Genomic DNA, 14,469 nt, shown 5'->3' with positions numbered 1-14,469 from the left:
ATGTGTAAACGATGTCTCCGGTTTCAGATGTAAACGATGTGTCCGGTTCTACACCCGCGTTGGGCTGCGAAGCGGCCCCAAAACCTGCTACCCCGTTCTGAGCGGGTAATCGCGATGTTCTTGAGGGGGCCGCTTCGCGCCCCAGCGCGGGACAAGCCCGCTCACTACAAAAAGCTTGCTCGCTACAGAACCAGAGAATGTCATGACCCCTTCCGCCGACCTGTTCACCCCCGCCTTCGGCCTCGGCAACCCTCACTTGCAAACCTTGTGGGGCCCGCTGTGGCGCCCCACCACGCACCTCACCCGCCAACGCGAGCGCCTGTGGCTGGAAGACGGCGATTTCCTCGACCTCGACTGGCATGGCCCGCATGACGCGCAAGCGCCGTTGGTGCTGGTGCTGCATGGGCTGACCGGCTCGTCGAACTCGCCCTATGTCGCCGGCCTGCAAAAGGCCCTCGCCTTGCAAGGCTGGGCCAGCGCGGCGTTGAACTGGCGTGGCTGCTCGGGGGAACCGAACCTGCTGGCGCGCAGCTACCACTCCGGGGCCAGCGAAGACCTGGCGGCGGCGATTGCCCACCTGCACGCCAAACGCCCCTTGGCGCCGCTGTATGCGGTGGGTTATTCGCTGGGCGGCAATGTGCTGCTCAAGCATCTGGGGGAAACCGGCCAGGCGTCCGGTCTGCAGGGCGCGGTGGCGGTGTCGGTACCGTTTCGGCTGGACCAGTGTGCCGACCGCATTGGCCTGGGTTTTTCGCGGGTCTACCAGAAGCACTTCATGCGTGAAATGCTCGCGTACATCCGCGTCAAGCAACGCCGCTTTCTACAGGATGGCCAGGCCGACGGGCTCAAGACCCTGGAAGCCCTGGGGCCGCTGGACAAGATGCGTACGTTCTGGGATTTCGACGGCCGGGTAACCGCGCCCCTGCATGGTTTCTTGAGCGCCGAGGACTACTACCGCCGCGCCTCGAGCCGCTATTACCTAGGGAGCATCCGCACGCCCACCCTGATCATCCAGGCCAACGACGACCCGTTCGTGTTCGCCCGCAGCCTGCCCGAGGCCAGCGAGCTATCGGCCTGCACTGAATTCGAGCTGCTGGCCAAGGGCGGGCACGTGGGGTTTGTCGACGGTTCGCTCAAGCGCCCGGGTTATTACCTGGAGCGGCGTATTCCCCAGTGGTTGCTGACACAACGCGGTTAAAACATGTGGGAGCAAGCCCACATTGCTTGTTCCCACATTTGATTGGGTTGACACCTCAAGCCGCTCAGTCGCCTGTAGCGATTTCACGCGTCGGATCAGTAATCCACTCGCTCCAGGACCCCGCATACAACTGGCCCAACGGATACCCCGCCAGGCTCAGGGCGAACAGGTTATGGCATGCCGTCACGCCTGAACCGCAGTACGCCACCAGGTCTTCCGGCGAACGGCCCTGCAGTTGGCCGGCAAAACGCTGTTTGAGCTGGTCAGCCGGCAGAAAGCGGCCATCACTGCCCAGGTTTTCGTTGAACGCCGCACATTGGGCGCCAGGGATATGCCCGGCAATCGGGTCAATGGGTTCCACTTCGCCGCGAAAACGCGGCTGGGCGCGCGCATCGATCAAGGTCAGGCCCGGCTGGCCCAGGCGCTTTTGCAGGTGTTCGGCGTCCAGCAGCAAGCGATTGTCCGGCGTACCGGCAAAGGTTCCGGGCTCGATCACCGGCGCATCCAGGCTCAACGGGAACCCGGCGGCGTGCCAGGCCTTGAGGCCACCATCAAGGATAAACACGCCATCACGCTTGCCCAACCAGACCAGCAACCACCAGGCGCGGGCAGCAAATGCACCGGGGCCGTCGTCATACAGCACGATATCGGTGTCGGCGTTGATGCCCCAGGCCCGCAGTTGTCGCACCAACGCATCCGCCGCCGGCAACGGGTGACGACCGGTCACGCCCTTGGTCACCGGGCCGCTGAGGTGACGCTCCAGGTCGGCATATTGCGCACCGTCGATATGCCCTTCGGCGTAGCTGCAACGCCCGTAGTCCGGGTCTTCCAGAGCAAAGCGGCAATCAAGGATCACCAGCCCGCCACGTGACTGGCGCTCGGCCAGTTGCTGGGGGCTGATCAGTTGGGCAAGCGGCATGACGGACTCCTGTGAACAGATTCGGGAAAGGTCCTACTTCACTTCTTCCAGTGCCTGGTTCAACGGCACGTAAAACTCTTTGAACAAGGCATCCACCGCCTCCTTCGCCTGGGGCGTGACGAAACCGGCCTCCAGCACCAGCACCTGATACACACCACGCTTGATCGCCTCGGCGCTCAAATGGGTGGAGTTTTCATTGGTGGTACAGAGGAAACGCACCCAGGAAGTCAGGATGATCCAGGCATTGAGGGTCAGGGCCTCGGTTTGCACCGGGTCCATATTAAGAATGCCGGCATCGACAAACCCTTGGTAAATGGCTCCGCCCTGGGTCAGGCAGCGCTGGGAAAAGCGCCGATAGCCGGTGGCCAGTTCCGGATCGCTTTCCAGCAGGTGTTCGAGGTCGCGGTGCAGGAAACGGTAGCGCCACATGCCCGCCAGCACGGCCTGCAAGTAGAAGCGCTTGTCTTCGACAGTCACCGCACGGCCCTGGGGCGGGCGCAGGAAACTGTCCACCAAGGCTTCGTATTCGCGAAACAGCACGGCGATGATCGCCTGCTTGTTGGGGAAGTGGTAGTACAGGTTGCCCGGAGAAATTTCCATATGGGCGGCGATATGGTTGGTGCTGACACTGCGCTCGCCCTGCTGGTTAAAAAGCTCCAGGCTGGTTTGCACAATACGCTCGCTGGTCTTTACTCGTGGTGCCATGGGATCAGCTTCTTTACACGTGATGGGCCATCTTACGGCCTATCCCCGTCAGGATAAATCCGCACGTAGGTGTAATGACATTTGACAATCTAGAGTAATGACTCTAAAAATTCACGCAGACCTATAACAATCGGGAACTGCGCCATGTCTGCCAACGTTGCCTACCTGCAAGATTCCCAGGCGCTGGATCAACTCCAGGACCTGTTCGACGCCCAGCGTCGCGCCTACGCCGCCAACCCGATGCCACCCGCGGCGCAGCGCCAGCAGTGGCTCAAGGCATTGCGCGATGTGCTCAGCGACGAACGTGAGGCGTTGATCAACGCCATCAGCCAGGACTTCAGCCATCGCAGCGCAGACGAAACCCTGTTCGCCGAACTGATGCCGAGCCTGCATGGCATCCACTACGCCAGCAAACACCTCAAGGGCTGGATGAAACCTTCCCGACGCGCCGTAGGCATCGCCTTCCAGCCCGCGTCAGCCAAAGTCATCTATCAACCCCTGGGTGTTGTCGGGGTGATCGTGCCCTGGAACTATCCGCTGTACCTGGCCATCGGCCCGCTGGTGGGCGCCCTGGCCGCCGGTAACCGGGTGATGCTCAAACTCAGCGAGTCCACCCCCGCCACCGGCGAGTTGCTCAAGGCGCTGCTGGCCAGGATTTTCCCCGAGGACCTGGTGTGTGTAGTGCTGGGCGAAGCCGAAGTGGGCATGGCGTTCTCCAGGTTGCGCTTCGATCACCTGTTGTTCACCGGCGCCACCAGCATCGGCAAGCACGTGATGCGTGCGGCCGCCGAACACCTCACGCCGGTCACGCTGGAACTGGGCGGCAAGTCGCCGGCCATCGTGTCGGCGGATGTACCGCTCAAGGACGCTGCCGAGCGCATCGCCTTCGGCAAAGCATTGAACGCCGGGCAAACCTGCGTGGCACCGGACTATGTGCTGGTGCCGGAAGCCCGTGTCGATGACTTCGTCGAAGCGTACGCCCAGGCCATTCGCGGGTTTTATCCGACCCTGGCCGACAACCCGGACTACACCGCCATCATCAATGAGCGACAACTGGCCCGACTCACCGCCTACGCCAAGGACGCCACTGACAAGGGCGCCACCCTGATCCCGCTCCATGAACAAGGCCAGGCACGGCGCATGGTGCATAGCCTGGTGCTGAACGTCAGCGATGAAATGACCGTGATGCAGGACGAGATCTTCGGGCCTCTGCTGCCGATCGTGCCGTATCGCGACCTCGACCAGGCATTTGCCTACATCAACCAGCGCCCTCGCCCGCTGGCCCTGTATTACTTCGGCTACAACAAACGCGAACAGGATCGTGTGCTCCACGAAACCCACTCCGGTGGCGTGTGCCTGAATGACACCCTGCTGCACGTGGCCCAGGACGACATGCCGTTTGGTGGCATCGGCCCTTCGGGCATGGGCCATTACCACGGCCATGAAGGTTTCCTGACCTTCAGCAAGGCCAAGGGTGTGCTGGTGAAGCAACGTCTGAATGCGGCGAAATTGATCTACCCGCCTTATGGCAAATCGATCCAGAAATTGATCCAGAAACTGTTCGTGCGCTGAAACCACCACCCTCGGGATAACAATAACAATGAACCCAAGCCTGACCGAAACACCTGCGCTGTCGCGGCGCGGCGTCCTCAAAATCGGCCTGTGCGCCAGCGCGTTCCTGGCCACCGCCGGGTTGGGCGCGAGCCTGAGCGGTTGCTCCAGCAGCACCCCGGCCAGCGGTTTTGCCATGCTGCGCAGCAGTGATTTGCCGTTCTTGCGCGCGGTGATTCCGGTGCTGCTGGAAGGCGTGGCCAGCACCGAGCAAGTGGTCGCGGGGATCGAAGACACCCTGAAAAAGCTCGACTTCAGCCTGCAACGCTTGTCGCCCGAGATGTTCAAGCTCACCCAGCAACTGTTCGACGTATTGGGCATGGCCGTCACCCGGGGCCCGCTGACCGGCATCTGGGGTAGCTGGGAAAACGCCACTGCCGAACAGATCCGCCACTTCCTGAACCGTTGGGAAAACAGCTACCTGAACCTGCTGCGCATGGGCCAGGGCTCGCTGCTCAAGCTGGTCATCATGGCCTGGTATTTCCAGCCGGCTTCCTGGGCCCATTGCGGTTACCCCGGGCCGCCCAAAATCTAGCGTTGATAACCCAATCAGACATGTGGGAGCTGGCTTGCCAGCTCCCACAGTGACGGTAACTTCGTACAAAAATAAGAGTGCATGTCTATGCCCGTACCCGATCCTTTCCGCGACGGCCTGGCCCGTGGCTGGAAAACCCACAATGGCGCCACCCTCGACAGCGACCTCACCCTGGAAGCCGACGTGGCGATCATCGGCAGCGGCGCCGGTGGCGGCACCACCGCCGAAATTCTCAGTGCCGCCGGCCACAAGGTGTTGCTGATCGAAGAGGGTCCGCTCAAGACCAGCAGCGACTTCAAGCTGCTCGAAGACGAGGCCTACACCAGCCTGTACCAGGAAGGCATCGGCCGCATGAGCAAGGATGGCGCGATTACTATCCTGCAGGGCCGCGCCGTGGGCGGTACCACCTTGATCAACTGGACCTCCAGCTTCCGCACCCCGGACGCCACCCTCGCCCATTGGGCCAGCGAATACGCGGTCAAGGGCCACAGCAGCGCCGAGATGGCGCCCTGGTTCGAAAAAATGGAACAGCGCCTGGGCATCGCGCCCTGGGCCCTGCCGCCCAATGCCAACAACGATGTGATCCGCAAAGGCTGCGAACAGCTGGGCTACAGCTGGCACGTGATCCCACGCAACGTGCGCGGATGCTTCAACCTGGGTTACTGCGGCATGGGGTGCCCGGTCAACGCCAAGCAATCGATGCTGGTGACTACCATCCCGTCCACCCTGGAAAAGGGTGGGGAATTGCTCTACCTGGCCCGCGCCGAACGTCTGAAATTCAGCGGCGACCAGATCACCAGCCTGGAATGCGTGGCCATGGACCCGCTATGCGTGGCACCGACCGGACGCAAGATCACAGTGAAAGCCAGGCACTACGTGCTGTCGGGCGGCGGCATCAACAGCCCGGCATTGCTGATGCGCTCGGATGCGCCCGACCCGGGCAAGCGTCTGGGAAAACGCACCTTCCTGCACCTGGTGAACTTCTCCGCCGGGTTGTTCGACGAGGTGATCAACCCGTTCTATGGCGCGCCGCAGTCGATCTACTCCGACCATTTCCAGTGGCAGGACGGTACCACCGGCAAAATGTCGTACAAGTTGGAGGCTCCGCCCTTACATCCTGCGCTGGCCAGCACTTTGCTTGGCGGTTATGGCACCCGGAACGCCCTGGACATGAGCCAGTTGCCCAACACCCACGCGATGCTGGCGTTGCTGCGCGACGGGTTCCACCCCGACAGCCCGGGCGGCAGCGTGGAATTGCGCGCAGACGGCAGGCCGGTACTCGACTATCAAGTCTCGGACTACGCCTGGGACGGCCTGCGCCGCGCGTTTCACAGCATGGCCGAGATCCAGTTCGCAGCGGGCGCCAAGTCGGTCAAGCCCCTGCACCACGATGCGCGCTACGTGAAAACCCTGGCCGAAGCCCGCACGCTGATCGAAGGCCTCAACCTGGAATTGCACCGCACCTGCCTGGGCAGTGCCCACGTGATGGGCGGGTGCGCCATGGGTGAAGACCCGAAAAATGCGGTGGCCGACAGCCTCGGTCGCCATCACCAACTGCGCAACCTGTCGATCCACGATGGCTCGTTATTCCCCACCAGCATTGGGGCCAACCCGCAATTGTCGGTGTATGGCCTGACCGCGCAACTGGCGACCGCGTTGGCCGAACGTCTGAAAACAGCGTGAAAAAACTCGGTATTCAGGGTGTCTATACGGCTTTCTTCTGCATAAGTTGACTTGGCCGACCGGATTGGCTGCGATACCATCCGGTTCCCCAACGGACTCCGCCAGGACGACGCGATGAACCGAGTGTTGTACCCAGGTACCTTCGACCCGATTACCAAAGGCCATGGCGATCTGGTCGAACGCGCCTCTCGCCTGTTCGACCATGTGATCATCGCGGTCGCAGCCAGCCCCAAGAAAAACCCGCTGTTTCCCCTGGAACAGCGCGTGGAGCTGGCGCGTGAGGTCACCAAACACCTGCCCAACGTGGAAGTGGTGGGTTTTTCCACGTTGCTGGCGCATTTCGCCAAAGAGCAGAACGCCAATGTGTTCCTGCGCGGCCTGCGCGCGGTGTCGGACTTCGAATACGAATTCCAACTGGCCAACATGAATCGCCAACTGGCACCGGACGTGGAAAGCCTGTTTCTCACGCCGTCGGAGCGTTATTCGTTCATTTCTTCGACGTTGGTGCGTGAAATTGCCGCTTTGGGCGGCGATATCACCAAGTTCGTGCACCCCGCCGTGGCCGACGCCCTGACCCTGCGCTTCAAGAAGTAAGACCGCTCAATCGGCGCCTGCTCGCACTGCGGGCGCCAATGCGGCACAATTGCGCGCATTAGTTTTTCAGATGCCTTGGCTGACGGCCCTGGCAGGAGTTTCCATGTCCCTGATCATCACCGACGATTGCATCAACTGCGACGTCTGCGAACCCGAGTGCCCGAACGCTGCCATTTCCCAAGGCGAAGAGATCTACGTGATCGACCCGAACCTGTGCACCCAGTGCGTCGGCCACTACGACGAACCTCAATGCCAGCAAGTGTGCCCGGTAGACTGCATTCCACTGGATGAAGCCCATCCGGAGACGGAAGAGCAGCTGATGGAGAAATACCGGAAGATTACCGGCAAGGCTTGAGGGCCTCATCGCAGCGATGCGGCGACCCGACAAGCCAGCTCCCACAGTTAACCCGAGTTCCAACATAAGAATGCGGTCGAATGTGGGAGCTGCGGTGCGACGATTCGACTTGCTCGCGAAGACGGCATCAGCACTCACACAAGATCAGCGCTGGCACTTGGGGCAAAACACACTCGCCCGCTGCCCCAGCACCACATTGCGCAGCTCGGTCCCGCACACCTTGCACGCCTCGCCGCCACGGCCATAGACGAACAGTTCCTGCTGGAAATACCCCGGCTGCCCATCGCCACCGATAAAGTCGCGCAATGTGGTGCCGCCCCGCTCGATGGCGGCGGCCAGCACGCGCTTGATTTCGATCGCCAGCTTCAAATAACGCGCCCGGGAAATGCCGCCCGCCTCGCGGCGCGGGTCGATGCCCGCCGCAAACAGCGCTTCCGTCGCGTAGATATTGCCCACACCCACCACCACCGCGTTGTCCATGATGAACGGCTTGACCGCCATCGAACGCCCACGGGACAGCTGGAACAGTCGCTCACCGTCGAACAGGTCGGTCAACGGCTCCGGCCCCAGGCGGATCAGCAATTCGTGATTGTGCGGGTCCTGGCTCCACAACATGGCACCGAACCGCCGAGGGTCGGTGTAGCGCAGGGCCAGGCCCGACTCCAGCTCGATATCCACATGCTCGTGCTTGGCCGCCGGCATGCCGACCTCCACCAGACGCAGGTTGCCCGACATGCCCAGATGGCTGATCAAGGTGCCGACCTCGGCATTGATCAGCAGGTACTTGGCCCGCCGCTCCACCAGCACGATGCGTTGCCCGGACAGGCGCACATCGAGGTCTTCCGGGATCGGCCAGCGCAGGCGCCGCTCACGCACCACCACGCGGCTGACCCGCTGGCCTTCCAGGTGCGGTGCAATACCACGGCGAGTGGTTTCGACTTCTGGCAACTCTGGCATGTCTACCTCTTGAATAACGGGTCAGTGGGCGCCGAGTTCGCGGATCGACAGCTTCATGCTTTCGAAGTCGTAGTCCGACAGGCCCACGTAGTCCAGCACCAGATGGCCAATGGCATTCCATTCGTGGTCCACCGCCTGGTTGCCCAGCACGCGGTAGGAGGAACAGATGTGTTCGGCCATTTTCAGGATCGCCAGCAGGTTTTTCAGCTGGGAATTGCGCGACGACTCATCGCTGAAAATCGCCAGGGCGTTGTGGTGGTTGGCAATGGCGTCGGTCACATGCTCCGGCAGGCGCCAGGATTTGGCCGTGTAATAGCCGACCACCGCATGGTTGGTGTTGAACGCGTTGTTCTCGGTATCGACCACCCTGCAATCGGCGCCGGCATTGGCATACGCCTCTTCCAGCACGGTCATGTAATCGGGAAACCGCTTGAGCATCAGCGGCACGCCACAATCATGGAACAGGCCCAGGGCATAAGCCTCGTCCACCGCCTGGGCGCCAGTGCGCTTGGCCAGGGTGAGGCAGGTCATGGCCACGTCCTGGGCGGTGTCCCAGAAGCGGTTGAGGGTGACGATGGTGTCGTCGCTCATCTCGCCCTTGATCGACTGGGCGTTGATCAGGTTGATGATCGAGCGGCTGCCCAGCAGGTTCACGGCGCGCTGGATCGAGGCGATCTTGTTGCTCAGGCCGTAATACGGCGAGTTGACGATTTTCAGCAAGGCGCCGGACAGGCCCGGGTCCTGGGCGATCAGCCGCGCGATCACCTCCAGGTCCGGGTCGGGCATGTATTGCTCCATCTGCAAATCCACCATGATTTGCGGTTGGGGCGGCACACTGATGCCTTGCAGGGCCTGCTGGATCTGCTCGGCGGAAAGCTCTTGGGACATAAGCACATACTCTGGACTAGGCGGCGATTCTAACCCCTATCGGAAGCTGACCGACACCTCAAAACCCCGATTGAAACCCGGTCAAATGTGGGAGCTGGCTTGCCTGCGATGACAGCACCGCCGTACGTCTGATACACCGCGCCGTCTGCATCGCGGGCAAGCCCGCTCCCACATGAACCGTGCTGCAACAGGTATACTCCCGCTCTTTTTTCCGGAGCGACGTCATGTCCCTGCCAAGCCTGCGTCTCAAAGCCAACGCCGATCGTCGTTTGCGCAACGGCCACCTGTGGGTCTACAGCAACGAAATCGACGTGGCCGCCACCCCGCTCCACGGTTTTCAGGCAGGCGACCAGGCCGTTCTGGAAACCGCCGGCGGCAAGCCGCTGGGCATCGTGGCCATGAGCCCGAACAACCTGATCTGCGCGCGCCTGCTGTCGCGCGACATCAAGTTGCCGCTGGACAAGTCCCTGCTGGTGCACCGCTTGAACGTGGCCCTGTCGCTGCGCGAGCGCCTGTTCGACAAGCCGTTCTACCGCCTGGTCTACGGTGATTCCGACCTGCTGCCGGGTCTGGTGGTCGACCGTTTTGGCGACATCCTCGTGGTGCAGATTGCCTCGGCCACCATGGAAGCCCACAAGGACGACGTGATCGCCGCCCTGACCCAGGTACTCAAACCGAGCGGCATCCTGTTCAAGAACGACTCCGCCGCCCGTGACGCCGAAGGCCTTGGCCGTTACGTCGAAACCGTGTTCGGCCTGGTGCCGGAGTGGGTCGCGCTGGAAGAGAACGGCGTGAAGTTCGAAGCCCCGGTGATCGACGGCCAGAAAACCGGCTGGTTCTACGACCACCGCATGAACCGCGCCCGCCTGGCACCGTATGCCAAAGGCAAGCGCGTGCTGGACCTGTACAGCTACATCGGCGGCTGGGGCGTGCAAGCCGCCGCCTTCGGTGCCAGTGAAGTGTTCTGCGTCGACGCTTCCGCGTTCGCCCTTGATGGCGTGGAGCGTAATGCCGCGCTGAACGGCTTCGCCGAGAAAATGACCTGCATCGAAGGCGACGTGTTCGAAGCCCTCAAGGAACTCAAGGCCGCCGAAGAGCGCTTCGACGTCATCGTCGCCGACCCGCCCGCCTTCATCAAACGCAAGAAAGACATGAAAAACGGCGAAGGCGCCTACCGCCGCCTGAACGAGCAAGCCATGCGCCTGCTCAGCAAGGACGGCATCCTGGTCAGCGCTTCGTGCTCCATGCACCTGCCGGAAGATGATCTGCAAAACATCCTGCTGACCAGCGCCCGCCACCTGGACCGCAATATCCAGATGCTCGAACGCGGCGGCCAGGGCCCGGACCATCCGGTGCACCCGGCGATTGTCGAGACGCGGTATATCAAGAGCATTACGTGCCGGTTGTTGCCGAATAGCTAAACCCTGGCGCGGATAAACCTGTGGGAGCGGGCTTGCCCGCGAAGGCGTCGTGTCAGCCGAAGAAAATGCTGGCTGACACACCGTCTTCGCAGGCAAGCCAGCTCCCACAGGGTTTTGCGTCATGCCTATTTCCAAAACTCCTGAGCATTGACTTTCCCCCTCCTCACATCAATTCTGCGTCCTCGCTCAAGGACTGAGTTTTGCCCCGATGACCACCCTCGCCACCCCCGCCCGCAAGACAGCGGCCATCTTCTTGCTGATGACCATGACGGTACTCGGCGTATTCCCGCTGGACGTGATACTCCCCTCGTTTCCCGCCCTGGCCGCACATTTCGATACGGCGGTATCGGACATCGCCCTGTCCATCAGCCTGTTTTCCATCGGATTGTCCTGCTCCCTGCTGCTGATCGGGCCGCTGTCCGACAATCTGGGAAGGAAAAGGCTACTGATAGTCGGTGTGGCGGTGGCCGCGCTCGGCGCTGCCGGGTGTGCGCTTGCCGAGGATTACGCCTGGTTTCTGTTTTTCCGGGTAGTGCAGGCGATAGGTTGCGGCAGTTTCGTGCTGTCCCAGGCACTGGTGCAGGACCTCTTCGTAGGCAAGGAACAGGAACGGCTGCGCATCGCGATCGTGACAGCCGGTGGCGTCTGCATTTCGGTGTCGCCACTGTTTGGCAGTTGGCTGCAAACCTGGCTGGACTGGCGCGGCAGTTTTCAGGTGTTTATTGCCATCGCCCTGGTACTGGTGCTCAAGGCATGGTTACTGCTCGACGGCACGACGCCCGCCCCGGCGGTGCGTACGGGAATTTTTCGGGCCTACGCACGGGTGTTCTCTGACCGGCGCTTTGTCAGCTACTGGCTGATCTCGGCATTGGCCTTTGCCTGCCATTTCTCGTTCATCGTGGTGTCGCCGATCATTCTGATGGAGCAATTGGCCCTGACGCCGTACCAGTTTTCCTTGGTAATGCTGCTGTACGGCGCAGCCTATGTGCTGGGTGGCATGACCGCAGGCTGGATGAATCGATGGATGGACGGCGATACGCAAATCGTGGCCGGGCTGGGTCTGATCGCATTGGCCGCCGTGTTGATGCTGCTGCTCCATGGTCTCTCGGGGCTGAGCGTGGTGTCGGTGATCGTACCGATGATTCTGTGCACCGCCGGTACCACCATCACCCGGCCCATATCCTCATCGCGCGCCATGGGACTGTTTCCAGGCAATGCCGGTACCAGCGCGGCGGCCGGTAACGTGATCATTTTTGTCTCGGGGGGACTGATCAGCGGGCTGGTCAGCCAGTCAGGCGCGCAGTTGGCTACGGTGCTGCCGCTTGGCTTCCTGCTGATGAGTGCCACCGGCATCGCACTGAATGCCTGGACACGCCGCCCGCCACACGTCCTGTAAGCGCTATCTTCACGGTTGCGGCCATTCCCTCCCGGCGCCAGCGGTGTAGAATCGACGCTATTCATCGCCAGTCATCCCCCGGCGGGTTTATGAGCTCGAGGCCCAAGCAAGCGGCGATCCCGCGACGCGAGTGGCAACTTCCGGACACACGGCCATTTCTGAGTGTTCCAGACGTCAATAGAAGCTCACTCCCCTTTGCACCTGATTAGTAAGTGATTAGCCGCCCGGAGTGCTCCATGCCAGATTACCGCTCGAAAACATCCACCCACGGCCGCAACATGGCCGGCGCGCGCGCACTGTGGCGCGCCACGGGGATGAAGGATGACGACTTCAAGAAGCCGATCATCGCGATTGCCAACTCGTTTACCCAATTCGTACCCGGCCACGTCCACCTCAAGGACCTGGGCCAGCTGGTCGCCCGCGAGATCGAACGCGCCGGCGGCGTAGCGAAAGAATTCAACACCATCGCCGTGGATGACGGCATCGCCATGGGCCATGACGGCATGCTGTATTCCCTGCCGAGCCGCGAAATCATCGCCGACTCCGTGGAGTACATGGTCAACGCCCACTGCGCCGACGCCATCGTGTGCATCTCCAACTGCGACAAGATCACCCCCGGCATGCTGATGGCCGCCCTGCGCCTGAACATCCCGGTGATCTTCGTGTCCGGCGGCCCGATGGAAGCCGGCAAGACCAAACTCGCCTCCCACGGCCTCGACCTGGTCGACGCCATGGTCATCGCCGCCGATTCCAGCGCTTCTGACGAGAAGGTTGCGGAATACGAGCGCAGCGCCTGCCCAACCTGCGGTTCGTGCTCCGGCATGTTCACCGCCAACTCGATGAACTGCCTGACCGAAGCGCTGGGCCTCGCCCTGCCGGGCAACGGTTCCACACTGGCTACCCACAGCGACCGCGAGCAATTGTTCCTGCAGGCTGGCCGCACCATCGTCGAACTGTGCAAGCGCTACTACGGCGAGAACGATGAGTCGGTGTTGCCGCGCAACATCGCCAACTTCAAGGCGTTCGAAAACGCCATGACCCTGGACATCGCCATGGGCGGTTCCACCAACACCATCCTGCATTTGCTGGCCGCCGCCCAGGAAGCCGAGATCGATTTCGACCTGCGCGATATCGACCGCCTGTCCCGTCACGTGCCGCAACTGTGCAAGGTCGCGCCGAACATCCAGAAGTACCACATGGAAGACGTGCACCGCGCCGGCGGGATCTTCTCGATCCTCGGCTCCCTGGCCCGTGGCGGCCTGCTGCACACCGACCTGCCGACCGTGCACAGCAAGACCGTTGCCGAAGGCATCGCCAAGTGGGACATCACCCAGACCGACGACGAAGCCGTGCACACCTTCTTCAAGGCCGGCCCGGCGGGCATCCCCACGCAAACCGCGTTCAGCCAGTCGACCCGTTGGGACACCCTGGACGACGACCGTGAAAACGGCTGCATCCGCAGTGTCGAGCACGCCTACTCGAAGGAAGGCGGCCTGGCCGTGCTGTACGGCAACATCGCCCTCGACGGCTGCGTGGTGAAAACCGCCGGCGTGGATGAGTCCATCCATGTGTTCGAAGGCAACGCCAAGATCTTCGAAAGCCAGGACAGCGCCGTACGCGGCATCCTCGCCGACGAAGTGAAGGCCGGCGACATCGTGATCATCCGCTACGAAGGCCCGAAAGGCGGCCCGGGCATGCAGGAGATGCTGTACCCGACGTCCTACCTGAAATCCAAGGGCCTGGGCAAAGCCTGTGCCCTTTTGACCGATGGCCGTTTCTCGGGCGGTACTTCGGGCCTGTCCATCGGCCACGCTTCGCCGGAAGCGGCTGCCGGTGGCGCGATCGGCCTGGTGCAGGATGGCGACAAGGTATTGATCGACATTCCGAACCGCGCGATCAACCTGTTGGTCAGCGACGAAGAACTCGCCGCACGCCGTGCCGAGCAGGACAAGAAAGGCTGGAAACCGGTGGAGAAGCGCCCGCGCAAAGTCACCACCGCGCTGAAGGCCTACGCCCTGCTGGCCACCAGCGCCGACAAGGGTGCCGTGCGTAACAAGGCGATGCTCGACGGTCTGTAAGCTTCACCCATGAAAATGCCCCGCCAGGTGCGGGGCATTTTTTTTGCCTGAAGAAACCTTCAGGGTGCTGAGGATCAAAATGTGGGAGCGGGCTTGCTCGCGAAGGCGGAGTGTCAGTCAACACATGCA

Annotated in this window: 13 protein-coding genes; 9 read left to right on the top strand and 4 right to left on the bottom strand. The window is 62.0% G+C overall.

Annotated features, from left to right (window positions below; translation table 11 throughout):
* The first annotated feature begins 202 nt into the window (after positions 1-202).
* The gene (locus ACW9IB_RS27890) at positions 203-1,198 is read left to right on the top strand and encodes a hydrolase (protein ID WP_457416478.1); all 996 of its coding nucleotides are present in this window, start codon (positions 203-205) and stop codon (positions 1,196-1,198) included.
* Between the two features lie 64 nt (positions 1,199-1,262).
* On the opposite strand, the gene ACW9IB_RS27885 is transcribed toward ACW9IB_RS27890, so the two are convergent.
* Positions 1,263-2,117, bottom strand: coding sequence for a sulfurtransferase (locus tag ACW9IB_RS27885; RefSeq protein ID WP_457416476.1), 855 nt, complete (start codon positions 2,115-2,117; stop codon positions 1,263-1,265).
* A 33-nt stretch (positions 2,118-2,150) separates the two neighbouring features.
* Positions 2,151-2,822, bottom strand: a complete 672-nt coding sequence (locus ACW9IB_RS27880; RefSeq protein WP_176996783.1) for a TetR/AcrR family transcriptional regulator — start codon at positions 2,820-2,822, stop codon at positions 2,151-2,153.
* Positions 2,823-2,966: 144 nt separating this feature from the next.
* Here ACW9IB_RS27880 and ACW9IB_RS27875 point away from each other — a divergent pair, with 144 nt between their 5' ends.
* From ACW9IB_RS27875 to ACW9IB_RS27855, 5 genes are all read left to right on the top strand, one after another.
* The gene (locus ACW9IB_RS27875) at positions 2,967-4,394 is read left to right on the top strand and encodes a coniferyl aldehyde dehydrogenase (RefSeq protein WP_457368016.1); all 1,428 of its coding nucleotides are present in this window, start codon (positions 2,967-2,969) and stop codon (positions 4,392-4,394) included.
* A gap of 28 nt (positions 4,395-4,422) precedes the next feature.
* Entirely contained in the window at positions 4,423-4,968 is a 546-nt protein-coding gene (locus ACW9IB_RS27870) for a twin-arginine translocation pathway signal protein (protein WP_457416474.1), read from the top strand.
* A gap of 87 nt (positions 4,969-5,055) precedes the next feature.
* The gene (locus ACW9IB_RS27865; RefSeq protein ID WP_457416480.1) at positions 5,056-6,651 is read left to right on the top strand and encodes a GMC family oxidoreductase N-terminal domain-containing protein; all 1,596 of its coding nucleotides are present in this window, start codon (positions 5,056-5,058) and stop codon (positions 6,649-6,651) included.
* Between the two features lie 114 nt (positions 6,652-6,765).
* Positions 6,766-7,245, top strand: coding sequence for a pantetheine-phosphate adenylyltransferase (gene coaD / locus ACW9IB_RS27860; protein WP_003176711.1), 480 nt, complete (start codon positions 6,766-6,768; stop codon positions 7,243-7,245).
* Positions 7,246-7,348: 103 nt separating this feature from the next.
* Complete coding sequence (locus tag ACW9IB_RS27855) at positions 7,349-7,600, top strand: YfhL family 4Fe-4S dicluster ferredoxin (protein ID WP_003195146.1); 252 nt, start codon at positions 7,349-7,351, stop codon at positions 7,598-7,600.
* Between the two features lie 144 nt (positions 7,601-7,744).
* Here the strand turns inward: ACW9IB_RS27855 and mutM are convergent, their stop codons facing one another.
* The gene (gene mutM / locus ACW9IB_RS27850) at positions 7,745-8,557 is read right to left on the bottom strand and encodes a bifunctional DNA-formamidopyrimidine glycosylase/DNA-(apurinic or apyrimidinic site) lyase (RefSeq protein ID WP_457416472.1); all 813 of its coding nucleotides are present in this window, start codon (positions 8,555-8,557) and stop codon (positions 7,745-7,747) included.
* Positions 8,558-8,578: 21 nt separating this feature from the next.
* Entirely contained in the window at positions 8,579-9,391 is an 813-nt protein-coding gene (locus ACW9IB_RS27845) for an HDOD domain-containing protein (protein WP_457368053.1), read from the bottom strand.
* A 278-nt stretch (positions 9,392-9,669) separates the two neighbouring features.
* Here ACW9IB_RS27845 and ACW9IB_RS27840 point away from each other — a divergent pair, with 278 nt between their 5' ends.
* From ACW9IB_RS27840 to ilvD, 3 genes are all read left to right on the top strand, one after another.
* Complete coding sequence (locus tag ACW9IB_RS27840) at positions 9,670-10,866, top strand: class I SAM-dependent rRNA methyltransferase (RefSeq protein ID WP_457368013.1); 1,197 nt, start codon at positions 9,670-9,672, stop codon at positions 10,864-10,866.
* Positions 10,867-11,074: 208 nt separating this feature from the next.
* Complete coding sequence (locus tag ACW9IB_RS27835) at positions 11,075-12,262, top strand: MFS transporter (RefSeq protein WP_457416470.1); 1,188 nt, start codon at positions 11,075-11,077, stop codon at positions 12,260-12,262.
* Between the two features lie 236 nt (positions 12,263-12,498).
* A complete protein-coding gene (ilvD, locus tag ACW9IB_RS27830; protein WP_457416468.1) occupies positions 12,499-14,340 on the top strand; it encodes a dihydroxy-acid dehydratase in 1,842 nt (613 codons plus the stop codon).
* The last annotated feature ends 129 nt before the right edge of the window (positions 14,341-14,469 follow it).

This window comes from Pseudomonas sp. SDO524_S393 (genome assembly GCF_054071875.1).
The sequence above is the reverse complement of the archived record's forward strand: the minus strand, read 5'-3'. Positions and strand labels throughout refer to the sequence as shown.